The organism is Actinocatenispora sera, from assembly GCF_018324685.1.
Taxonomy (GTDB): Bacteria; Actinomycetota; Actinomycetes; order Mycobacteriales; family Micromonosporaceae; genus Actinocatenispora; species Actinocatenispora sera.
Window position 1 is genome coordinate 621,548 of sequence record NZ_AP023354.1, and the last position, 20,462, is coordinate 642,009.

A 20,462-nucleotide genomic window follows, 5' to 3' on the forward strand; every position below is an offset into this window, starting at 1 on the left:
TTCCACGGTCGCACGCCGGCACGGCGCATGCACCCTCGGTACCGGGAAATCCAGCGTGTCTTCCTACCGCGGCGCAGCCGAATGGCCGTCGTGGTTCGCGAGGTCGTCGACAGCGGGTGGAATGGCGGGCCGTCAACGCTGACGGGACGTCACCGTTCGGCCTTCTTCTCCTCGTCCGGGTCGGGCGGGATCCGGCACGAGTGCTCCAGCCACAACGCGGCGGCGGCGAGCGCCAGCGACGCCACCGCACCGGACGCGGCGGGCAGCACGTCGGCGGCGGCCGACGCGAGCTGGCCCCGGTTCTGCACCACCCACAGCAGTCCCCCGCCGTACAGCCCGGCGAACAGCGCACCGGCGGCCGACGACGCCTTGGCGATCAACACGTACCGTGCCACGGAGAGCGCGTTGACCGGCTCGGTACCGGGCTTGCGCGCGATCCGCCGACCGGTGCTCAGCGCCGCGATGCCCTCGACGATCGCGAGGACCGCGAGGGTGATCGCCGGCAGCAGCGGCAACGGCGGCAACGACCCGTAGAACCGGGCGAACAGCAACCAGCCGGCCACCCCGGCGACCAGCGCGGTCACCACCAGTGTCGGCACGCTGGTCGGCCGCACCCGCGGCTGCGGCGGCTCGCTCATGAACGTTCCTCCCGCGCCGGATCGGCCGCACCGGTCACACCGCCCACTTCGGTCGCGGCGCCCGCACCGGTCGCTTCGGCCGCCCCGGCCGCTTCGGTTGCTTCGGTTGCTTCGGTCGCTTCGGTCGCTTCGACCGCCCCGGCCGCTTCGGCCGCTTCGGTTGCGGTCACACCGTTCCGTACGCGGTCGCGGACCAGCGTGACCGACACGTCGGTGAATCCGTGCGCGATCGGCGCCTGCGGCTTGTGCACGGTCAGCCGGACCCGATCGACCCGCTCGTCCGCAAGACACGCGGCGACCAGCCGGTCGGCGAGCTTCTCGATCAGCCGTACCGGTTCGCCGGCCACGATCGCCGCCAGCCGGTCGGCCAGCTCGCCGTAGTGCACCGTGTCGGTCACCTCGTCGGTACGGGCCGGGCGGGACAGGTCCAGCTCCAGCTCGGCGTCGATGACGAAGTCCTGCCCGTTCTCCCGCTCGAACTCGTACAACCCGTGCCGGCCGCGGACCCGCAGCCCGGTCAACGTGATCCGGTCACTCACCGGCTCCTCCTTCGCCGGAATCCGCTGCGGCGCAACGCAATACCCCTGATCTGCTCACCCCATCGGCCTTCCTCCGCCGCCGGAGACCCACTGTGGCACGGAACGCCGTACCGCCGGCTCGCTCGCTCACTGCGCCGTCCCCGCGCGGGCCGCGCACCAGGCCCGGACCGCGTCCACCGTGGACCGCACCTCGTGTACCCGGATGCCCCAGGCGCCGGCGTCGACGGCGAACAGGTTCGCCGCGAGGCTCGCCGCCTCCCGGTCGTCGACCGGCCGCGGGGTACCGTCCGGCGCGGCCAGCAGCGAGCCGAGGAACGACTTGCGGCTCACCCCGACCAGTACCGGGAAGCCCAGGCCGCGCAACGTGTCGAGGTGTGCCAGCAGCTGCCAGTTGTGCGCCGGCGTCTTGGCGAAGCCGAGCCCCGGGTCGACCACGATCCGCTCGGCGGAGACCCCGCCAGCGACCGCGGCGTCGACCCGCTCGGCCAGTTCGTCCCGCACGTCGACCACCACGTCGTCATAGCTCGCCAGCCGGTACATCCGCTTCGAGTGGTCGCGCCAGTGCATCAGGATCCACGGGCAGCCGGCGTCGGCAACCACCCGGACCATGTCCGGATCGGCCAGCCCGCCGGACACGTCGTTGACCATCGACACGCCCGCGGCCAGCGCCGCCGCGGCCACCTCGGCCCGGGTGGTGTCGATGCTCATCGGCACGCCGGCGGCGGCGAGCTGCCGGATGACCGGTACCACCCGGGCCTGCTCGGTGGCGGCGTCGACCCGGTCGGCGCCCGGGCGGGTCGACTCGCCGCCGACGTCGACCAGATCGGCGCCGTCGCGCCACATCTGCACCCCGTGCGCCACCGCGGCGTCGAGATCGGAGTACCGGCCGCCGTCGGAGAACGAGTCCGGCGTCACGTTGAGCACGCCCATCACGACCGGTGCGGCACTCGTTCGGTGCACCGCGAACTTCCCCCCACTGTGCTCCCTCACCGCACCGACGCTACCGGTCCGGGCGGCCGGTGAGCCGGTGGGGAACCTCATGCCGCGGCACCGGGCCGCGCGGCTCAGCCGGTACCGGCGGAGCCGCCGGCGGCGCGGCGGCGGGCCCGCTGGGCGCGGCGGATGCGTTCCGCGCCGGCGGCGCCGGGGCCGGTCCGCATCCGGCCGACCACGGCGGGGAACGGTTGTCCGTCGTTGTGCTCGGCCTCGAGCCGTTCGACCTCCTGCCGGACGGCCCGCTCCACCAGTTCGGAGATCGTGGTGGGACCGGCGCCGCCGGTGCTGCTCAGCCAGTACGCGGCGGCGCGGGCGCGCTCGAGCACCTGGCGCGAGAGGTGGAACGAGCGGGGTGTGCGCTCGGTGGGGTCGATGCCCAGCCCGGCGGGTAGCCGGTCGGGGTCGGGTGCTGCACCGGGGATCTCCACGCTGTGCTTGCTCCCTTCCGTGCCGCGATCTTCCGCGGGGCAGGTCCGGATCGGTGGGTACCGGCGGGCACCGGCCGGCCACCCGACGGGCGCTCCGGCGGTACGGCCGTCACCGCGCCGGCGCCGCCGGACTCTCCGTGGTCGCCGGTGGCCCGGAGTCGGCGGCGTCGAGGGGCCACACCGACAGCTCGACCGTGCCGGCGACCGACAAACGGCCGGTCGCGCCGGCCAGCTCGAGCCGGAAATCGGGCAGCCGGACCAGCCGGCGGCCTGTGGCGGTGATCACGCAGAGGTACCAGCCGCCGGCGGGATCGGTCAACACCCAGCCCGGTTGCACGTCCGCCGGAACGGCCGGATCCGGCCTGTCCGATTCATGCATGGGGGGACTGGTTTTCGCCGGCGGAATGGTGGCAGTCTGGTGAGGCCCGCCCGGTCGAGGTGCCGTCGTGCGGTACAGGGGAGAAGGCGACCGGATGAGTGCGTTGAGTTCGACCCGATCGGCCACCTTGGCGGCGATGATCATGCCCAGGACCAGCACGATCACCGCCGCGCCGACGCACGCTGCGACCGCGGCGAAGCCGGTGAGCGGCAGCATCGTGGCGAGCACCACGGCACCGCCGGCGATGGCCGCCAGCCCGGCCGCGAGCTCCACCCCGGCGAGGCCGCGACCGATCCGCGGCCGGGGTGCCGACGGCCACTTGCGCGCCGCGCGCACCACGCCCAGCTGGTGCACGCCCAGGCCGGTCAGCACGACACCGAGGACGACGAGCAACGCACCGGTCGCGAGCGTCCGGACCATGCCGCGCCTCCCTCGACCTCACCGCCGCACCACGAGCGCATTAATGTTACATGCAACTAGCCTTGTCGCATAGTTGAGTGCAATGTACAGTCAGGGACACTTTACGCGTTACTACGAGACACACCGTGATCACCTAGTACCACTAAGTGGGGATATCGAGGAAGCTGGAAGCAATGAGACTCGTGACGAACACGGAGAGCGACGGGGGACGGGTCGATGATTAGCGACCTCATCAGCGCCGGACTGGGCACGTTCCCGCTCAGTGCCGCGCTCGGCGCCCTACCGCTGTCCGCCCCCGACGCCCACGTGATCCACCTTGCCGGCGGCGCCCTCTCCGGCGGCCTCGCCGCCCCCAAGACCGTCGACACCAGCGGCATCATCGAGTTCCTCGCCACCAAGATCGCACCGATCCTGCTCGCCGTGCTCGGCCTGATCTTCATCGGCCGGGCGAACAAGGGCGAGGTGTCCCGAGTCCTCACCAGCTCCGTGATCGCGATCGTCGGGCTGGTGTTCATCGGCGGCGCCGTCACCCTGCTGTTCCTCGGCGGCTACCTCGTCGACCTCATCTTCAAGTGAGGTTCCGATGCGGCTGCGGACCGACGACGACATCTACCGGGCACGCCTGCTCTACCTCGGCCCGCCCGGCTACACCCTGCCGTTCCAGCTGCCGTACGCGCAATACGGGCTGTTCGCCCTGCTCGTCCCGGTGTTCATGCTCATCCACTACGCCTTCACCCTGACCGTCGACCTGTTCCCGGCGTGGGAGATCGCGCTGTCGATGGTCGCCACCTCCCTGGTCTTTCGGTACGTGGATCCGGACCGCCCGGCCCGGCAGGTGCTGCGCACCGCGCTCACCGACTGGCGCCGCACCCGCGAACCGCACACCGAACGGCCTGAGCCGTCGCTCGTCGCCAGCCGGGTCCGCGTCCGCCAGGAGTTGACATGACCACCACCCCGTCCCGGGCCGACCGCGCCCGCCAGTCCGCCGCCGAGCCGGCCGCACCGGACGAGTCCGCGCCGGCCCGACCGGACCAGGAACGCCCGGACCAGGAACGCCCGGACCAGGAACGCCCGGAGCGACCGCCCGGCAGTACCGGCGGTCCCGCCGGCGGCGCCACGACGGGACCAGCACCGCTCGCGGTCTTCCGCGCTCCCGGCGCCGCTCCGACACCCCCCAACCCGGCGACGCCGGGTACGCGACCGGCCCCGACCGGTCCGGGTGGCCAAGCGGCCCCACCAACCTCCCACCCCACCCCCCGAACCGCCGAACCCCCCAGCGGCCAGTACCCCACCGTTCCGCCGCCCACCGCGCAGCCCAGCGGCCAGTACCCGACGGTGCCGGCGCCCACCGGACAACCGAGCGGGCAGTACCCGACGGTGCCGCCGCCCACCGAGCAGCGCAGCGGGCAGTACCCCACGGTGGCGCCGCGCGACAGCCAGCCCAGCGGGCAGTATCCGACGGTGCCGGCGCCCGCCGGGCAACCGAGCGGGGAGTACCCGACGATCGGGTCGCGGCACGGCCAGCACCCGGCCGCACCGCCGCGCGCCGATCAGCCCAGCGGCCGGTACCCGACCGTTGCACCCCCCACCGACCAACGCAGCGGGCAGTACCCGACGGTGCCCGCACCGGGCGGACAACCGAGCGGGCCGTACCCCACCGTGCCGCCCGCCAGCGAGCAGCGCAGCGGGCAGTACGCCACCGTGCCGGCGCCCAGCGGGCAGTACCCGACCGTGCCGCCGCGACCGGCGCCGGCGACGCCGCCGCCCGCGGCGCGACCGACGCCGCCCAGCGCGCGCCCGACCTCACCCGCCGCTCCGCCGGCCGCACCGGCGACACCGCAGCCGGCCGGGCCTTCGCCGGCCGGTACAGCGGCGCCGTCGGTCGGCGCACCGCCCGCAGCGCCGGGACGGCCGGCGACGCGGCCCGCCGCACCGGCCAAGCCCAGCAAGCCCGGCAAGCCGGTGAAGCAACGCACGGCGGCACCGCAGAAGCGGGCCAAGGCGGCCGGGCCGGTCGCCCACAACCGCACCCCGAGACACAAGGACCGGCCGGCGCCGGTGGAGCTGGCGATCACCGAGATCGCCGGGCACCTGACGTTCAGCCCGACCAGCGTCACCGCCTGGTACTGGCTGCCCGAGATGCGGTGGGCCTTCCGGCCGGACACCGAGCGCGAGGCGATGATCGTCGCGATCGCCGAGCAGTACGCCGGTCTCGCCGGGTTCCGGTTGCACCTGCGCCGCACGACCAAGCCGTTCCCGGCCGACGCCTGGGCCCAGACGATCAACGCCAACACGCCGCACCCGCTGCCGACGCCGCCCGGCGCGCCGAGCTGGTCGGACCACCTGGTCAACGCGCAGCGGCACCTGCTGCAGGTCAACCACGCCGAGGGCCAGACCTACCTGGGCATCACGTTCGCCCGCCGTACCTTCAAGGACAACCTCGCCGAGCGGCTGGGTGCGTTGCGCGGCAAGGGAACGGGCAACGCCGAGCGCAAGCGCGTGGCGCGGATGGTCGGGCAGTTCGACGAGGTGCTCGGCGCGTTCGGGATGCGCGGCCGGCGGGTGACGCCGACCGAGCTGGAGTGGCTGATCTACCGCAGCGTGGCGCTGTGCATGGACCCGCCGCAACTGCTCTCCTCGGTACGCCAGTCCGAGTGGGAGCGGTCCGACCTGCTGGCGCTGACCGAGCAGATCGAGCGCTACCGCACCCCGTACGGGTCGACGGTGAAGCTGGTGAACCGGCTCACCGGCGAGGAACGGCACGCCTGCGTGCTGACCGTCGGACGGATGGAGCCGCTGGAGATCCCGGAACGGCACGAGCCGTGGATGCACTTCCACGAGCGGCTGCCGTGGGCGATGGAGATCTCCTCGCACGTCGACGTGCTCGGCCCCGGCGACACGTTCCGCAACCTGGAGCACCGGCTGCGGATGATCCGGTCCCAGCAGAGCGACTACGTCGAGCACGGCATGGACGTACCGCCGGAGCTGGAACGGTTGGCGCGCCGGGCGCTCGTCGTCGGCGACGACATGACCACCGGGCTGCCGCTGGACGCCAGCCGGGTGCACGGCTGGCACCGGATCGCGATCGGCGGCAGTACCCGGGAGGAGTGCCTGGAGCGCGCCCGCGCGCTGACCAAGCTGTACTCCCGGGACATGCGGATCTCGTTGCAGCACCCGAAGAACCAGGACTGGCTCGCCCGCGAGTTCATCCCGGGTGAGCCGATCGCGAACACCGGATACGTGCGCCGGATGCCGGTGAAGCTGTTCGCCGCCGCGCTGCCACAGGGCGCGTCCAACGTCGGCGACCGGCGCGGCGACCTGATCGGCCGCACCGCCGGCACCTCCCGCCGGCCGGTGTTCCTCGACCTGCACTTCCCGATGGAGGTACGGGAACGCTCCGGTCTCGCGGTCTTCGTGTCCGAGCCCGGCGGTGGTAAGTCCACACTGGTCGGTGGCCTCGGCTACCTGGCCGCCCGGCGCGGGGTGCAGACCACGCTGCTCGACCCGTCCGGCCCGCTGGCCCGGATCTGCGAGATGCCGGAACTCAAGCCGTACTCGCGGGTGCTCAACCTGACCGGCTCGCAGGAGGGCACCCTCGCGCCGTACGGGCTGATCCCGACGCCGATGCGGTCGCACTTCGCCACCGGCCCCGGCGGCGACCGCGAGTACGAGATCGGGGTGTCCAACGCCCGCGCCGAACGCCGGATGCTGGTCCAGGACATCTGCTCGATGCTGATCCCGCCGCAGGTCACCCGGGAAGCGTCCACCGCGGCGCTGCTGCGACACGCGGCCCGGCAGGTACCGGCGGAGGAAACGTCCACACTGGACGACGTCGTCAAGGCGCTGCGCGGTACCGACGACGACGGTGTGGAGCTCGCCAACCTGCTGATGGACGCGGCCGAGATGCCACTCGCCCGGCTGTTCTTCGGCCGCCCACCGGAATCGCTCACCGACCCCGAACACCGGGACGTGCTCACCGTCATCACCATGGCCGGGCTGCGGCTACCCGACCTGAAGATCGAACGCGAGTACTGGTCGGCCGAGGAACAGCTGGCGCTGCCGATGCTGCACACCGCGCACCGGCTCGCCGTGCGCCGCTGCTACTCCGGCGACATGAACGCCCGCAAGCTGGTCGGGCTGGACGAGGCGCACTTCATGGAGGGCTGGCGGTCCGGCCGGTCGTTCCTGGTCCGGCTCGCCCGCGACTCCCGGAAGTGGAACATCGCCGGCCTGGTCGCCTCGCAGAACCCGAAGGACATCCTCGGCCTGGACGTGCAGAACCTGGTGTCCACCGTGTTCGTCGGCCGGATCGCCGAGGACCCGGAGATCGCCGCCGAGGCGTTGCGGCTGCTCCGGGTGCCGCGCGGCGTCGGGTACGAGGCGATCCTCGGCACCCTGTCCACCGGCGACACCGCGTCGGACCGGCGGCTGCCGTACCGCGAGTTCGTGATGCGCGACGTGGACGCCCGGGTGCAGCGGATGCGGGTCGACCTGGCGTACGTGCCCGAACTGCTCACCTACCTCGACACCACGCCGACCCAGGCGGCGCCGGTCGAGCGCACCTCCGTACCAGCCGCCAGTCGGGAGGCGTGAGTCATGATCGCCCGGTTGGCCCGCGGCGCGGGCCTCGATCCCACCCGGCCGGCGAGCCGCCGGGAGCGCCTCGTCTCCCTGGTACTGGCGGTCCTGGTCGCCGCCACCGCCGTACTCTTCTGGCCCGCCCAACCCGCCGCCGCCGACCCCTCCCACTGCACTCTCAAGCAGTGGCACGATCCGACCCAGGTCAAGAACTGCATCACGAAGTTGCCTGCCGCATCGAGCACCATCAACGACTGCATGGGGGTTCCCGCTCCTGGAGCGCCCGACAGCGGTTTTGGCGGCTGGTTCGCGGGTGACCCGAAGATCCGTACCGGAGTCACTGGTTATTACACGACCTATGGCTACGGTGGCTACGATTACCCGCTCTACAATCCGGACTGCGTCTCGGGTGCCTCACCACTGCCTTCTTCGGCATCGACGACAACGACCATCGCCAACGGCGAGATGATGGTGGCCACTGGCATCGTCGGTGCCGCCAACGCCTTCCGGGAAAAGGCATACAACCCAGACAGCATGTGGGGCTGGGCCGACAAGCTGGTTCAGAGCGCGACCAAGGCGATCTACCAGAAGGTCTTCACAGTCTTCGGCGTCGTGACGATCGCGATCGTGGGCCTCTATCTGCTCTGGCGTTCCAGGCAGGCCAACATGAGCGATGCGCTGACGACCGCCGGTTGGGCGGTCCTCGTCATGGTTGTTGTCACAGCCGTCGCCGCATGGCCGGTGCTGTCCGCGCACCTCGCCGACAAGACTCTCATCTCTTCGTTGGGCGTCGTCCACGATGCGGTTGGCCCCCAAGCGAAGGATCTTTCGGTTTCGCAGTGTCCCTACGCTTGGAAGAACCCTCCACCCAACTACAAACACGACCCATCACAGTGCAAGGACCAACGGCCGCCTGCGCTTCGGGCGAGCGACACGGCAACTCAGGCCGTGCTCTACAACAACTGGCTCCGAGGAACACTCGGATCGGCGACCAGCCCGGTCGCGGATCGATATGGTTTTGCCCTCTACGACTCGACCACGCTGTCCTGGGCAGAAGCCAAGCAAATTCGTGACGACCCGAGTAGCCGTTCGGAGATCCTCAAGCAGAAATCGCAGAACTTTCAGCGGATCGCGCAGCAGATCAAGACCGAGGATCCGGACGCGTACAACTACCTGCAGGGCAAGGAGGGCAGTGCCCGGGTCGGCGCCGGACTGATCGCGATCATCAGTGCGCTGGCGTTCGCGTTCTTCGACATCGCGGCGTCGCTGCTGATCATTCTCGGGTTCCTGATCTTCCGGTGGGCGGTGGTCGCGATCCCGGTGATCGGCACGATCGCGATCCTGCGGCCGGCCAGCGCCGGGTTCAAACGGTTGATCAACATCGTGGTGGCGGCGATCTTCAACATCGTCATCTTCGGTGCGGGGGCGTCGATCTACCTGTTCGCGGTGGACCTGATCATGAACACCGCGACGTTGCCGGGCTGGTTGCAGATCACCCTGGTGTGGCTGTGCGGGGTCGTCGGATGGTTGCTGTTGCGGCCGTTCCGGCGGATCACCCAGCTGGGCGGCAAGTCGCCGATCGGCGAGATCGCGCACATCGGTTCCTGGCACCGGCGGTTCTTCTCGGATCTCAAGGGCGTCGCGATCGGCGCCGCCGGTGCCGCGGCGCTGGGCGACATCGAGTCCCAGGACGACGAGGAGCAGAAGGGCAAGCGGAAACGCGGCAAGCCGGCGGAGGCCGGCGGCGACGGGCAGCAGCCCGCGACGACCGGTCCGGTACCGGACGCGCCGAGCAGCAGCCCCGCCCCGGACGGTGCGCCACCGGACCCGGCCCGGTCGCCGGAGCCGTCCCGTACCCCCGAGCCGGCGGGCGCGCCGCGCGGTGCGGGGCGCCGGGACGGCCAGGTGTGGGTGCCCGAGACCGGCCGGTACGCCGATGGCAGCGACAGCTACGACGACCTGGCGGCGAGCGTGGGCCGGGCCGACGCGCGGATCTCGCAGAACGCCGGGTCGGTCGACCGGGAACTTGCCGGGTACGAGCGCGCGGATGCGGACCGATCCAGAAACCCGTGACCGACCGATCCTGACGGGAGTTCCAGATGCGCCGGGTACTCGGGTTCGTCACCAGCCGGTACGGCCTCGCCGGGCTGGTGGCGTTGCTGATCATCGTGATCGTGGTGGTCGGCCGGGTCGCGGGCGTGGTCGGCGGCGGATCCGGGCACGACGACGCGGCCGTGCCGGTGACCGGCGGTACCCAGGCGGGCGCCGGCACCACCGAGTCGGGCGCGCCGAACGACGGACCGACCGGTGCCCCGCCGACGCCGAGCCCGGTGGTACCGGCCGGCAAGGCCGGCCCGGTGACCGTCGCCACCTCGTTCAGCACCGCGTACCTGGACTCGAACGGCCCGGCGAAGACCTGGCGGGCGGCGCTGCGCAGGTACGCCACCGACAAGCTCGCCAGCGAGCTCGGCACCATGGACCCGGCCACCGTGCCCGCCCAGCGGCGTACCGGGGCGGCCAAGCTCGGCGATCACGGCGCGCACTGGGCGCAGGTCGCGGTGCCCTGCGACTCGGGCACGCTGACCTTGCGGCTGCTCGGTGACGGCGACGGCTGGCTGGTCGACGGCATCGACTGGGCGCCGGCGTCATGAGCCGGCGCAGGCGCGGCCTCTGGGTGGTGGCGGGGATCGCCGCCACCGCCGTCCTGCTGTGCTGCGGCCTGGGCGGCGCGGTCGCGCTGTCCGGGCTGTTCGACCAGCAGGACACGCCCGCGGTGAACCTGAGCGGCTGCGGCCAGAAGCTCCGCGCGTACCGGGACCTGCCGGCGGTGTCCGGCTACACCGACGCGCAGCGCAGCCGGGCGTACGACATCGTCAAGGCGGGCATCAAGCTGAAGGTGCCGCCGCGCGGGTGGGTGATCGCCGTCGCGACCGCGTTGCAGGAGTCGGGGCTGAAGGTCTACGCCAACGACAATCCCTCGTACCCGCTGGTGAAGGCGCACAGCATGGCGTTGCCGCACGATGCGGTGGGGCACGACCACGACTCGGTCGGGCTGTTCCAGCAGCGGCCGAAGCCGCCGGAGGGTGCGGGCGGCTGGGGCACCGTCAAGGAGCTGATGGACCCGACCACCTCGGCGGAGAAGTTCTACCGCAAGCTGCTGTCGACCAGCGGCTGGCAGCAGGATCCGCTGACCATCGCCGCGCAGGCGGTGCAGGGCAGCGCCTACCCGGACGCGTACGCGAAGTGGGAGAGCGACGCGACGAACCTGGTGAACGCGCTGACCGGTGGCGCGGCCCGGACCGCGGCGAACGCGTCCGGCGCCCGGTCCGTCGGTACCTGCGCGGCCAACGGGCAGATCGCCGCGTCCGGCTGGGTGCAGCCGGTCAAGGCGCCGATCAGCTCCGGGTTCGGGCCGCGCGGCGGCTTCGTCCACTACGGCGTCGACCTCGCCGCGCCGCGCGGTGCCGACATCCGGGCCGCCGCCGGTGGGCTGGTGATCACCGCCGAGTGCGAACCCAGTACCGGCGACTGCGACCGGGACGGCAGCGCCTCGACGCCGGGCTGCGGCTGGTACGTGGAGATCAGGCACGCGGACGGGGTGGACACCCGGTACTGCCACATGGTGTCCCGGCCCGTGGTGCACGTCGGCCAGACGGTCGCCGCCGGTACCGTCCTCGGGCACGTCGGGATGAGCGGCAACGCGGACGGTCCGCACCTGCACTTCGAGGTGCACCTGCGCAACGACCTGTCGTCCAACGGCGCGATCGACCCGGTGCCGTTCATGCGGGACAAGGGCGTCCCGCTGGGCAGGTCCTGACCGGGCCGCCGCGACCCGGCGCCGCGGACCGGGTTCTCACTCCCCGGTGGGAGCGATGAGCTGCCACAGCACGTGTTCCTGCCAGCGGCCGGCGATCTTCAGGTAGTCCGGCGCGGTACCGATCCGGACGAACCCGCACCGGGTCAGCACCCGCTGCGAGCCGGCGTTCGCGACCAGCGTCTCGGCCTGCATCCGGTGCAGGCCCAGCTCGCCGAACGCCACCCGGATCAGCTCGCGCAGCGCCGCGGTGGCGACGCCCCGGCCGTTGCACCCGGCGTCCACCCAGTAGGCCACGCTGCACGACCGGAACGCACCGTAGACGATGCCGTTGAGGTAGCACCGTCCGATGACGGCACCGTCGTCGTCGACGATCAGCCGCGGCAGGGTGATCCCCCGGCCGTACCGGTCGAGCTCGTCCTCGATCACCGCCCGCTGGCCGGCGACGGTGTAGAACTCCGCGTCACGCAGCGGCATCCACGGCGCGAGGAAGTCACGGTTGCGCACGACCAGGTCGGTCAGGGCAGCGGCATCGTCGGCGCGGACGAGTCGGGTACCGGGCATGTGCCCATGATCCACGACGGGCGACCCGCCCATACACCGTTGCCGGCGCGATCCCGGCTCCCTATCCTGCGGTCATGGTCTACGAGGTCGTCACCTGCTCCGAGGCACCGGAACTCGACGAGCAGGCCGGCACGGCGCTGCGCGAGGTATGGCCGGAGTTCATCTTCCACGACCCGACCTCGCGCACCTACATCGACCGGGTGCAGCAGCACTTCTCGCGGTTCGACCTGTGGCTGCTGGACGACGGCGAGGTCGTCGCCGGCGGCTGGGGCGTGCCACTGCGCTGGGACGGCACCGTCGAGGACCTGCCGGACGGGTACGACGGGGGTCTGGTGCGCTCCGTCGGGGGCCACGAGCAGGGCGTCGCACCGAACACGCTGAGCATCATGGCCGCCGCCGTCGCGAGCGGCCGGCAGGGCGGCGGGCTCGCCGGCCGCGTCCTCACCGCGCTGCGCGAGCGCGCCACCGACGCCGGCCTCACCTCGGTGATCTGCCCGGTGCGGCCGACGCTGAAGACCAGCTATCCGCTGCAGTCGATGGCCGACTTCGCCACCTGGCAACGCGGCGACGGGTTGCATCTCGATCCGTGGATCCGTACCCACCAGCGGCTCGGCGCGACCGTGCTCGCCCCGGCGCTGCGCTCGATGGTCATCGAGGGCACCGTCGCCGAGTGGGAGTCCTGGACCGGGCTGGCGTTCCCGCAGTCCGGCGACTACGTGGTACCGCAGGCGCTCGCCACCGTGCACATAGACCGGGACGCCGACCACGGCAGCTACCTGGAGCCCAACCTCTGGATGCGTCACCTCTGACCCGCGGGCCGCCGACACGACACCCCTGGGTCGAGCGGTACGGCGGCACTAGGATCGCGGACGTGACCAGTACCGACCGGATCGTGCCGGCGCGATGACCGGACCGGCCGACTCCGACCTGTGGTTCCCGACCGCGCCGGGGCCGGTCCGTGCGGTGCCCGCGGCGCAGCGCGGATCGCTGCGCGGGCGGCGGGTCGTCACCGGTACGCCGGGCCGTGGCTGGCGGTGCGACCTGCGCGCCGATGATCCGGTCGAGCAGGACGGCCGCGCCTTCGTCCCGGTGCTCGCCGAGCACGACTGGTACCGCGCCGAGCTGGACGACACGGACGTGTTCGCCCCCCTGGTACCGGTCGAGCGGGTGTGGGTGGAGCAGCCCGACGCGGCGGCCGGCAGCGCGGAGCCGCCGGCCAACCTGCTGGCCCGGCTCGTCACGCTCGACGCACCCCCGCTGCGCATCCCGGTACCCGCGCGGGACATGCCGGCACTGACCGGCCGGCGGGTCGTCGTCGTCTCCCCCGAGACCGTTCGCCGGGACGTTCGCGCCGCCTCCGAGCCGTACGAGAACGACGACGGCACGATCTGCCTGTCGGTCTGCGCCGAACCCGACTGGTACCGCTGGGCGTTCGCCGGCCGCCCGGCCGACTGCACCGAGGTACCCGTCTACCTCGTCTGGGCGGAGTGACCATGACCCCATCCCCCACCGCCGCACCTGCCGCCACCCGCCCGGTCAAGCCGCCGCTACGCCGCACCCCGCTGACCCTGCTGCTCTTCCTGCTCGCCGGCTTCGCCTCGCTGGTCGCCGTCCTCGCCGCCGCCATCGTCATCTACATCGGCCAGGACGCCTACAAAGCCGGCCACCAGACCAGCCCGACCAGCGCCGTACGCGCCTATCTCGACGCAACGCTCAACGACCACAACGCTGATCTGGCCGGAAGTTACACCTGCGCCAACCAGAGGATCCACCAGCAAACGACGGAGTTGATCCGCCGCATCGAAGCAGCGCTGCATGACCATCCCGATGCAGAGATCAAGTACCGATGGAGCAGGGTAAGGCGGACTGACGACAGCGAGGCTCGAACGACGGTGAAGGCCGACGTGTATGCATCCACGATCATCAAGGACGCGGTGTCGACGAGCCCGGAACAGACCTGGAGGTTCTCGATGCGGAACGAGAGTGGCTGGAAGGTCTGCGGTCTCGCCATCCCGGCGAACTGACCGCGCCGCGCCCGACCGACGGGAACCGATCGACCAGCGGGTTTGACGTGGCCGATAGTGTGGCTCCCGTTCCGGTATGTACACGGGAGGCGAGCCATGGGCGAATCCTTGCAGGCTGCGTTGCGTGGGTTGCAGGTGAGCCTGCACGACCTCACCGGCACGGCGGACTACCTCGGCGCGGTCGCCGACCACTGGGACGACCATGTCGGCAGCTACATCGGTAAGCACATCGAGCCGGCGATGGCGAAGCTGCGGGACGAGACCTTCCAGAACCCGCACGGCCGGTTCGACGAGGCGACGAACCTCAAGTACGACATCGAAGGCGCGCAGGACAAGCTGGCCAGGCGGATCACCAGCGTGTCGACGCTGCTGCACGACCTCCAGCAGATCACCGCGCAGATCGCGGACAACTACCGGGCCACCGAGCTGTCCAACCAGGCGGACCAGAAGAAGCTGCTCGCGCTGATCGACAGCGGCACGGCGGATCCGGCCGGCGGCAGCGACGGCGGGGCGGCGGTATGAACTTCGGGTACCTGTCCGACGGCTCGTGGGAGGCCGCGGTCACCGACGTGGTGATCGCCGGTCAGCCGAAGGTCGTGCACACGATCAGCCAACGCTGGGCCGGCCTCGGCCACCTGATGCCGGACTACGCGAGAACCCTGCAGGACGCGGTCGACGCGCTCTGCGGCGGGAAGCACGGATGGCACGGCCCGGCGGCGAAGGAGTACGAGAAGATCGTCGCCCAGCTGGCGAAGGAGATCGGCAAGCTGGCCGATGACTGCATTCAGCTGGGCGGCTACATCGACGACGCCGGCGACGCGCTGTCCTCCGCGGTCGCCGGCATTCCGGTGCCGGTCGACAAGGACACCGCCTGGTACGGCGACGTCGACCACCGGCTCCCGGGTGGGACGGAGTTCGACGGCTCGTTGCACGGCAAGGAGAAGTTTCGCGACACGCTGGTCGGCGACTACCAGCAGCACCGGGGCAGCTACCACAACTTCCTGAGCGGGATCACCGTCGACAACGCCGGCAGCCGGCTCAGCAACGCCCGGGTCGCCCAGTACGGTGCGAAGGACTATAGCGGCCAGGCACCGGACCACGTCGACCCCAACACCGGCCAGCCCGCGCCGGGAAGCGCGGAACAGGCCCAGCAGCAGGCGATCGCGCGGCGGGTGGCCGCCTGGTACAGCGCGAACGCCGCCACCGCCACCAAGGCGTTCCGCGAACTGAAGTCCCACTACACCGACCAGCGCGGCGGCTACCGCGAGATCGCCGACAGGAGCTCCGAGTTTCGGCTCGGTACCGGCGGTGAGAAGGACACCGGCGGGGAAGACGGCTACACCGGGTACACCGGAGCGGCCGGCAGTTACGGTCCCGGGTCCGGTTACGTCACCACGCCGGACGGCTCGCGCTTCCACCCGGACGTGCCCGAACATCTGGCCCAGGGGCTCCAGTTGCCCGGTGCGCCAGACACCGGCACCGTCGGTGACCGCGGCCGGACCGACCTCGGCGCAGCCCATCGTCCGGACCTGACCGGGCTCGCCGGGCACGGCGGCAGTCCGGCCGGCGCGGCCCTCGGCGGTGCCGGACTCGGCGGCGCAGGCGGTGGCGGGATCGGCGCCGGCGGGTTCGGCGGCGGGTTGCCCGATGCCGGTGCAGTCCCGGGGTTGGTTCGGCCCGGCTCGGCGACCTCGGGGCCGTCGATGTCGCCGGCGCCGCCGCTGACCAGCCCGCGCGACGCGATCCTCGGCCCGAACGCCCGGACCGTGGCCCGGGGGTCGACCGGCCCGACCGGAATGGGCATGATGCCCCATGGCGGCGGCCGGCAGGGCGCCGGCCGGGATGAACGCAGCAGCTGGCTGACCGAGGACGACAAGGACATCTGGCGCGGCGTCCCGCTCGGCCCACCGTCGGTCATCGAGTAGCCCGTGTCGCGAGCCCACCGAGCAGGGAGATCCATGCACCGCGTTCACCGACCTCGCCGAGTGGTGGCGGCGCTCGGCGCACTGGCCACCGGCACCGCGCTGGCGCTGCTGCCGGCCGCACCGGCCAGCGCCGGGATCCACGGCCAGGAGTGGTTCCTCGACACCCTGCACATCGGCCAGGCGCACCGGTACTCCACCGGCAAGGGCGTCACGGTCGCGGTGGTCGACTCCGGCATCGATGCCGGCCACCCCGACCTGAAGGGGCACGTGCGCAAGGGCGTCGACCTGACCGGCTACAGCGACAAGTACGGCTGGGGGGACGACAGCGGTCACGGCACGGCGATGGCCGGCATCATCGCCGCCCAGGGCGGCGGCGAGGACCACGCCTACGGCATCGCCCCCGGCGCCGACATCCTCCCTGTCCAAGTCGGCAGCGATCCGCCCATCGAACGACTCGCGAACGCCATTCGCTGGTCGGTCGACCACCACGCGCAGGTCATCAACATCTCGATGGGCATCAACCGGCGGGACTACTCCGTTCTCACCGCCGCGGTGCGCTACGCGCTGGATCACAACGTGGTTGTGATCGCTGCAGCCGGCAACCTGCACAACAGTCCGGTCCGCATCCAACTTCCGGCCAAGGTTCCCGGGGTGGTCGCGGTCACCGGCACTACCCGTAGCGGTTCGTTCTGGGATCAGTCGTCGCACAGCAAACCCGCCGCGCTGGCTGCACCCGCCGACGGCATCACCTCGACCGACTCGCGTACCAAGTTCAAGACCGGGTACAGCACCGGGTACGGGACGAGTGCGTCGGCGGCGATCGTGTCCGGGGTGGCGGCGCTGGTGCGGGCCAAGTATCCGGACCTGGACGCGGCGAACCTGATCAACCGGCTCACCGCCACCGCGGACGACAAGGGCCCGAAGGGCCGGGACAGCAGGTACGGCTACGGCATCGTCGACCCGGTGCGCGCCCTGACCGCCAAGGTCCCGCACGTCGACCGCAACCCGGTGGGTACTCCCGCCGCGAAGAGCCACCGTGCCACCCGCCGTGCCAGCGAGCCGAGCGAGACCACGCCGGTCGGGCTGTACGTCGGCATCGTGGTCGCGATGCTGGTCGTCGTGGCTCTGCTCACCGCACTGCTGGTCGTCCGCGGCCGCCGCGCCCGGCGCCGCCGAGCCTGACGGCCGATCGCGGGTTGACCGGTGTCGATACCGTCACCGTCGGCAAGGAGTCGTCGTGGAGGTGGCCGTGACCGAGGAAGACCCGCTGAGCCGGATCGAACGCACCGCGAAGGACACGATCGCGCGTTACCAACGGTTCCGGGCCGGCACCGACGGCCTCACCGCCACCGCGACCTCGCCCGACAATGCCGTCGAGGTCACGGTCACGCCGGCCGGCGCACTGCGCGACCTGAAGCTCAACCCCAAGGCCAAGCAGTACCCGCTGGACAAACTCGCCGCCACCATCCTCGCCGCGGCAGCGGCGGCCACCACCGCGGCATCCGCCAGCTACACGGACAAGGCGGAGGAGTTTCTCGGGCCGAAGCTCGCCGGCCAGGTGCGTCAGGGGCTCCCGACGCAGCTGTGGAAGGAGCGGCCGTGATCTCGCCACTCGGGGTCGACCTCACCGAACTGTCCCGCGGCGTGCACCACTTCACCGCGTTCGCCACCAAGGCGACGGACATCCGCCGGCACGCCCGCGGCGCCGATCTCTCCGACGCGTACGGGAACTGGGGCCGGATCGGCAAGGATGTGGGGCTCGACGAGTACTACGCGAACGTCGCCTCCGCGGTCGAGACGCACACGCAGCTGATCGAGAAGTTCCTGACCGACTGCTCGGTCAACGTGGTCGATGCCCGGCGCGGCTACACCGACGCCGACCTGGACAGCCAGGACTCGATCACCGCCGCCGGCGCACCGCTGTCCGGTGGAGTCGGCCGCGACGGCATCGGCGCCGACGGGTGGACCCGCTGGAACGCCGACACGGACCTGCCGATCTGGGCGGACTTCGTCGCCGGCTCCGGCGCGCTCGCCAATGCCGACGTCGGTGCGCTGGTCAGTGCCGCGGCCGACCTCGTGTTCAATGTCGGAACGTTCGCGGCCGACCCCGAGGCCTGGGTGTTGAGCTCGCTGGTGACCATCGTCATCGACCTGATCCAACCGCTGGAGGATCTGCTCTCGTACGTGACGGGCAACGCGGAGCGGATCTCCGACCATGCCAGCGCCTGGGGGCAGGTCCAGACCGAGATCGGCCAGCTCAGTACCGACATCAAGCACGCGACGCGGGTCGATTTCGCGCACTGGACCGGTGACGCCGGCAGCAACGCACGGTCGAAGCTGGGCACGTTCGTCGGCGGCTTGGACGACACGCAGAAGGAGGTCGGCAACGTCTCGGCGATCCTGACCGCGAGCGCCGGCATCATGCAGGCGCTCCAGGCGATGGTCGTCACCGCCATCACCGAGTTGCTGGAACTGGTGATCAACCGGCTGATGATCGGGGCGGCCGCCGCGCCGTTCACCGCCGGCGCCTCGGAGGCCGCGGCGGCGACCGAGGCCGCGGTCGAGGCGGCGGTGAAGACGGAGCAGACGGTGGCCGAGGTGTCCAGGATCGCGAAACTGCTCGACGACGCGCGCGACCTGTTCACGACCGTGGCGACCACCCTGAACGACGCCTCGACGTTCGGTGCGCCCGGCGCGATGGCCGCCGGCGGCCTCGTCTCCGGCGGCCAGCAGTGGGCCGGCGGGAGCGGGAAGTCGCCGGCGACGGTCTCCGCGGAACTCGCCGAGTGATCGGCGGGGGCCGTCGGCCGACACCGGTTCCACCTGCCGTATCTGTCGCGGCGCAACGGGTCCCGCTGCTCGCCAATCGAGCAGCGGCCCGGGTATGGAGCGATGCACGTGACTGACGCCCGGCATCCGGAGTTCGAGGCGGTGGGTCCGTGGGCAGCGGTCCCGGTCACCGAGGGGTTCGAGCCGCCAGACCTGGCCGACGGTTGCGGCGCGGTGCACCTCGACGTGCTGCTGTTTCGGGCAGTCTGGGACCGGATGCCCGACCCGTACAGGCCACGTCGCAGGATGCTCGTCCGCCGTGCCACGATCGTCGGCGGCACCCGGCAGACGCAGGAGGCCGCCGCCCGACGGTTCGGCATGCAGTTCCGGTTCGCCGACATCACGGCGTGCACCGATTCGGCCCTATCGACGCAGCAACGGGCGGCCGTCACCGTCGACGGTTGCCGGTGCGTGCTCGGGTACGGGCAGTGGCTGGTGCCGCTCCGCGCCGGCCGCCACGAGTTCCGCCTGATCACCGGAGAGTGGACGAGCAGCGATCCGGTCTACGTCGACGTCGAGCCTGCTGCCGTCGTCGCGGTACACGGTCGGCACGCGTTCGGCCCGCTCTGGCCGCACTGGAACGCGACCGACCTGTTTACCGGCAACGGCGCCACCGATGGGGATCTGGATCCCGATGCGGAACTCGAACCCGGCCCGTGGCCAGATCCCGATGCGGAACTCGAACCTGGCCGGGAGCCGGACCTCGACCCGGAACTCGATTCGGGACCGGAGCCGGATCCCGATCCGGAGCTCGAATGGGGCCCGGGGCCGGTGTTCGTCGCGCGCGAGGTGCCGTGGGCCGCAGCCGTTCCGGCACCGCCGGCCGACCAGGGCCTCATCGAGCTGCGCGGGTACTGCTTGTGCCCGCCGGAGTCGGACTGCGTCGCCACCCCCGCGGTGACGGTCGACGGCGCTGCCGTGCGCAGCGGGCGGGGCCGCTGGCTCTATCCCCTCGAGCCCGGTCCGCACGAGGTCGCCGCGACGTACGGTCGCACCACGATGACGTTCCCGGTGCAGGTCGCCGCCGGTACGGCGGTGGCCCTGGAGCTGTTGCACCGACCGGACGCGGCGCTCACCTTCGTCCTGGGACGTACCGGCGACAGTGACCCCAAGCCCCGTGTCGATTCGTCGCCGGTCGCGCCGCTGCCGGCCAAGCTGCGCCGCTCGCTGGCGTTCCTGGCCTTCGCGATCGGCGTCATCGTGGTGATCTGGTTGGCTCAGCGAAACGCACTGTGACGACCGCGAAAGGACGGCGCACCCTTCGAGGCGACGAACGGTTCCGGGCCCGGCCCGCGAGCCGCGGCGGGGCCACGGCCGGCATGCCGGCG

The 20,462-nt window shown here is 71.6% G+C and carries 20 protein-coding genes and 1 pseudogene; 15 read left to right on the plus strand and 6 right to left on the minus strand.

What is annotated here, in order from left to right; genetic code table 11:
- Positions 1 to 149: 149 nt before the first annotated feature.
- The 5 genes and pseudogenes from Asera_RS02860 to Asera_RS02880 form a co-directional block, all read right to left on the minus strand.
- A complete protein-coding gene (locus tag Asera_RS02860; protein WP_030446938.1) occupies positions 150 to 638 on the minus strand; it encodes a DUF3180 domain-containing protein in 489 nt (162 codons plus the stop codon).
- Between the two features lie 188 nt (positions 639 to 826).
- A pseudogene (folB, locus tag Asera_RS32930) lies at positions 827 to 1,177 on the minus strand (dihydroneopterin aldolase); the annotation flags it as partial.
- A gap of 126 nt (positions 1,178 to 1,303) precedes the next feature.
- On the minus strand, positions 1,304 to 2,107 hold the full coding sequence (gene folP / locus Asera_RS02870; RefSeq protein WP_051802391.1) for a dihydropteroate synthase: 804 nt from the start codon (positions 2,105 to 2,107) through the stop codon (positions 1,304 to 1,306).
- Between the two features lie 134 nt (positions 2,108 to 2,241).
- On the minus strand, positions 2,242 to 2,601 hold the full coding sequence (locus tag Asera_RS02875) for a ParB family protein (protein WP_030446941.1): 360 nt from the start codon (positions 2,599 to 2,601) through the stop codon (positions 2,242 to 2,244).
- Positions 2,602 to 2,710: 109 nt separating this feature from the next.
- Positions 2,711 to 3,253, minus strand: a complete 543-nt coding sequence (locus Asera_RS02880; RefSeq protein ID WP_157034886.1) for a hypothetical protein — start codon at positions 3,251 to 3,253, stop codon at positions 2,711 to 2,713.
- Positions 3,254 to 3,616: 363 nt separating this feature from the next.
- Between Asera_RS02880 and Asera_RS02885 the strand changes: the two genes are divergently transcribed.
- From Asera_RS02885 to Asera_RS02910, 6 genes are all read left to right on the plus strand, one after another.
- The gene (locus tag Asera_RS02885) at positions 3,617 to 3,976 is read left to right on the plus strand and encodes a hypothetical protein (protein WP_342344410.1); all 360 of its coding nucleotides are present in this window, start codon (positions 3,617 to 3,619) and stop codon (positions 3,974 to 3,976) included.
- A 7-nt stretch (positions 3,977 to 3,983) separates the two neighbouring features.
- On the plus strand, positions 3,984 to 4,346 hold the full coding sequence (locus tag Asera_RS02890) for a hypothetical protein (RefSeq protein ID WP_030446944.1): 363 nt from the start codon (positions 3,984 to 3,986) through the stop codon (positions 4,344 to 4,346).
- Positions 4,347 to 5,017: 671 nt separating this feature from the next.
- On the plus strand, positions 5,018 to 7,993 hold the full coding sequence (locus Asera_RS02895) for an ATP-binding protein (protein WP_425305966.1): 2,976 nt from the start codon (positions 5,018 to 5,020) through the stop codon (positions 7,991 to 7,993).
- Between the two features lie 3 nt (positions 7,994 to 7,996).
- On the plus strand, positions 7,997 to 10,051 hold the full coding sequence (locus tag Asera_RS02900; RefSeq protein ID WP_157034887.1) for an MFS transporter: 2,055 nt from the start codon (positions 7,997 to 7,999) through the stop codon (positions 10,049 to 10,051).
- Between the two features lie 26 nt (positions 10,052 to 10,077).
- The gene (locus tag Asera_RS02905; RefSeq protein WP_030446947.1) at positions 10,078 to 10,629 is read left to right on the plus strand and encodes a hypothetical protein; all 552 of its coding nucleotides are present in this window, start codon (positions 10,078 to 10,080) and stop codon (positions 10,627 to 10,629) included.
- The gene (locus Asera_RS02910; RefSeq protein ID WP_030446948.1) at positions 10,626 to 11,795 is read left to right on the plus strand and encodes a M23 family metallopeptidase; all 1,170 of its coding nucleotides are present in this window, start codon (positions 10,626 to 10,628) and stop codon (positions 11,793 to 11,795) included. The genes Asera_RS02905 and Asera_RS02910 overlap by 4 nt, the downstream gene beginning before the upstream one ends.
- Positions 11,796 to 11,831: 36 nt before the next feature.
- Here the strand turns inward: Asera_RS02910 and Asera_RS02915 are convergent, their stop codons facing one another.
- Positions 11,832 to 12,356 (minus strand): GNAT family N-acetyltransferase, encoded by a 525-nt coding sequence (locus tag Asera_RS02915; protein WP_030446949.1) that lies wholly within the window; start codon positions 12,354 to 12,356, stop codon positions 11,832 to 11,834.
- 74 nt (positions 12,357 to 12,430) lie between these two features.
- Between Asera_RS02915 and Asera_RS02920 the strand changes: the two genes are divergently transcribed.
- The 9 genes from Asera_RS02920 to Asera_RS02960 all read left to right on the plus strand — a co-directional run bounded on the left by Asera_RS02920 (position 12,431) and on the right by Asera_RS02960 (position 20,370).
- Positions 12,431 to 13,165, plus strand: a complete 735-nt coding sequence (locus Asera_RS02920; RefSeq protein ID WP_030446950.1) for a GNAT family N-acetyltransferase — start codon at positions 12,431 to 12,433, stop codon at positions 13,163 to 13,165.
- 94 nt (positions 13,166 to 13,259) lie between these two features.
- Positions 13,260 to 13,847: a hypothetical protein gene (locus Asera_RS02925; RefSeq protein ID WP_030446951.1), complete on the plus strand. Its 588-nt coding sequence runs from the start codon at positions 13,260 to 13,262 to the stop codon at positions 13,845 to 13,847.
- 2 nt (positions 13,848 to 13,849) lie between these two features.
- Positions 13,850 to 14,380: a hypothetical protein gene (locus Asera_RS02930; RefSeq protein WP_030446952.1), complete on the plus strand. Its 531-nt coding sequence runs from the start codon at positions 13,850 to 13,852 to the stop codon at positions 14,378 to 14,380.
- A gap of 96 nt (positions 14,381 to 14,476) precedes the next feature.
- Positions 14,477 to 14,902, plus strand: a complete 426-nt coding sequence (locus tag Asera_RS02935; protein WP_157034888.1) for a hypothetical protein — start codon at positions 14,477 to 14,479, stop codon at positions 14,900 to 14,902.
- A complete protein-coding gene (locus Asera_RS02940; RefSeq protein ID WP_030446954.1) occupies positions 14,899 to 16,305 on the plus strand; it encodes a hypothetical protein in 1,407 nt (468 codons plus the stop codon). The genes Asera_RS02935 and Asera_RS02940 overlap by 4 nt, the downstream gene beginning before the upstream one ends.
- Before the next feature lie 33 nt (positions 16,306 to 16,338).
- Positions 16,339 to 17,487 (plus strand): type VII secretion-associated serine protease mycosin, encoded by a 1,149-nt coding sequence (gene mycP, locus Asera_RS02945; protein WP_051802393.1) that lies wholly within the window; start codon positions 16,339 to 16,341, stop codon positions 17,485 to 17,487.
- Between the two features lie 55 nt (positions 17,488 to 17,542).
- The gene (locus tag Asera_RS02950; protein ID WP_030446956.1) at positions 17,543 to 17,908 is read left to right on the plus strand and encodes a YbaB/EbfC family nucleoid-associated protein; all 366 of its coding nucleotides are present in this window, start codon (positions 17,543 to 17,545) and stop codon (positions 17,906 to 17,908) included.
- Positions 17,905 to 19,095: a hypothetical protein gene (locus Asera_RS02955; protein ID WP_030446957.1), complete on the plus strand. Its 1,191-nt coding sequence runs from the start codon at positions 17,905 to 17,907 to the stop codon at positions 19,093 to 19,095. Before Asera_RS02950 ends, Asera_RS02955 begins: the two co-directional genes overlap by 4 nt.
- Positions 19,096 to 19,203: 108 nt before the next feature.
- Complete coding sequence (locus tag Asera_RS02960; protein ID WP_157034890.1) at positions 19,204 to 20,370, plus strand: hypothetical protein; 1,167 nt, start codon at positions 19,204 to 19,206, stop codon at positions 20,368 to 20,370.
- Positions 20,371 to 20,462: the final 92 nt, after the last annotated feature.

Excerpts from the sequence above, each read along its gene's own strand:
- Asera_RS02860 (WP_030446938.1), bottom strand. The coding sequence starts at position 638 with ATGAGCGAGCCGCCGCAGCCGCGGGTGCGGCCGACCAGCGTGCCGACA.
- folP (WP_051802391.1), bottom strand. The coding sequence starts at position 2,107 with ATGGGCGTGCTCAACGTGACGCCGGACTCGTTCTCCGACGGCGGCCGG.
- Asera_RS02885 (WP_342344410.1), top strand. The coding sequence starts at position 3,617 with ATGATTAGCGACCTCATCAGCGCCGGACTGGGCACGTTCCCGCTCAGT.
- Asera_RS02890 (WP_030446944.1), top strand. The coding sequence starts at position 3,984 with ATGCGGCTGCGGACCGACGACGACATCTACCGGGCACGCCTGCTCTAC.
- Asera_RS02900 (WP_157034887.1), top strand. The coding sequence starts at position 7,997 with ATGATCGCCCGGTTGGCCCGCGGCGCGGGCCTCGATCCCACCCGGCCG.
- Asera_RS02905 (WP_030446947.1), top strand. The coding sequence starts at position 10,078 with ATGCGCCGGGTACTCGGGTTCGTCACCAGCCGGTACGGCCTCGCCGGG.
- Asera_RS02910 (WP_030446948.1), top strand. The coding sequence starts at position 10,626 with ATGAGCCGGCGCAGGCGCGGCCTCTGGGTGGTGGCGGGGATCGCCGCC.
- Asera_RS02915 (WP_030446949.1), bottom strand. The coding sequence starts at position 12,356 with ATGCCCGGTACCCGACTCGTCCGCGCCGACGATGCCGCTGCCCTGACC.
- Asera_RS02920 (WP_030446950.1), top strand. The coding sequence starts at position 12,431 with ATGGTCTACGAGGTCGTCACCTGCTCCGAGGCACCGGAACTCGACGAG.
- Asera_RS02925 (WP_030446951.1), top strand. The coding sequence starts at position 13,260 with ATGACCGGACCGGCCGACTCCGACCTGTGGTTCCCGACCGCGCCGGGG.
- Asera_RS02930 (WP_030446952.1), top strand. The coding sequence starts at position 13,850 with ATGACCCCATCCCCCACCGCCGCACCTGCCGCCACCCGCCCGGTCAAG.
- Asera_RS02935 (WP_157034888.1), top strand. The coding sequence starts at position 14,477 with ATGGGCGAATCCTTGCAGGCTGCGTTGCGTGGGTTGCAGGTGAGCCTG.
- Asera_RS02940 (WP_030446954.1), top strand. The coding sequence starts at position 14,899 with ATGAACTTCGGGTACCTGTCCGACGGCTCGTGGGAGGCCGCGGTCACC.
- mycP (WP_051802393.1), top strand. The coding sequence starts at position 16,339 with ATGCACCGCGTTCACCGACCTCGCCGAGTGGTGGCGGCGCTCGGCGCA.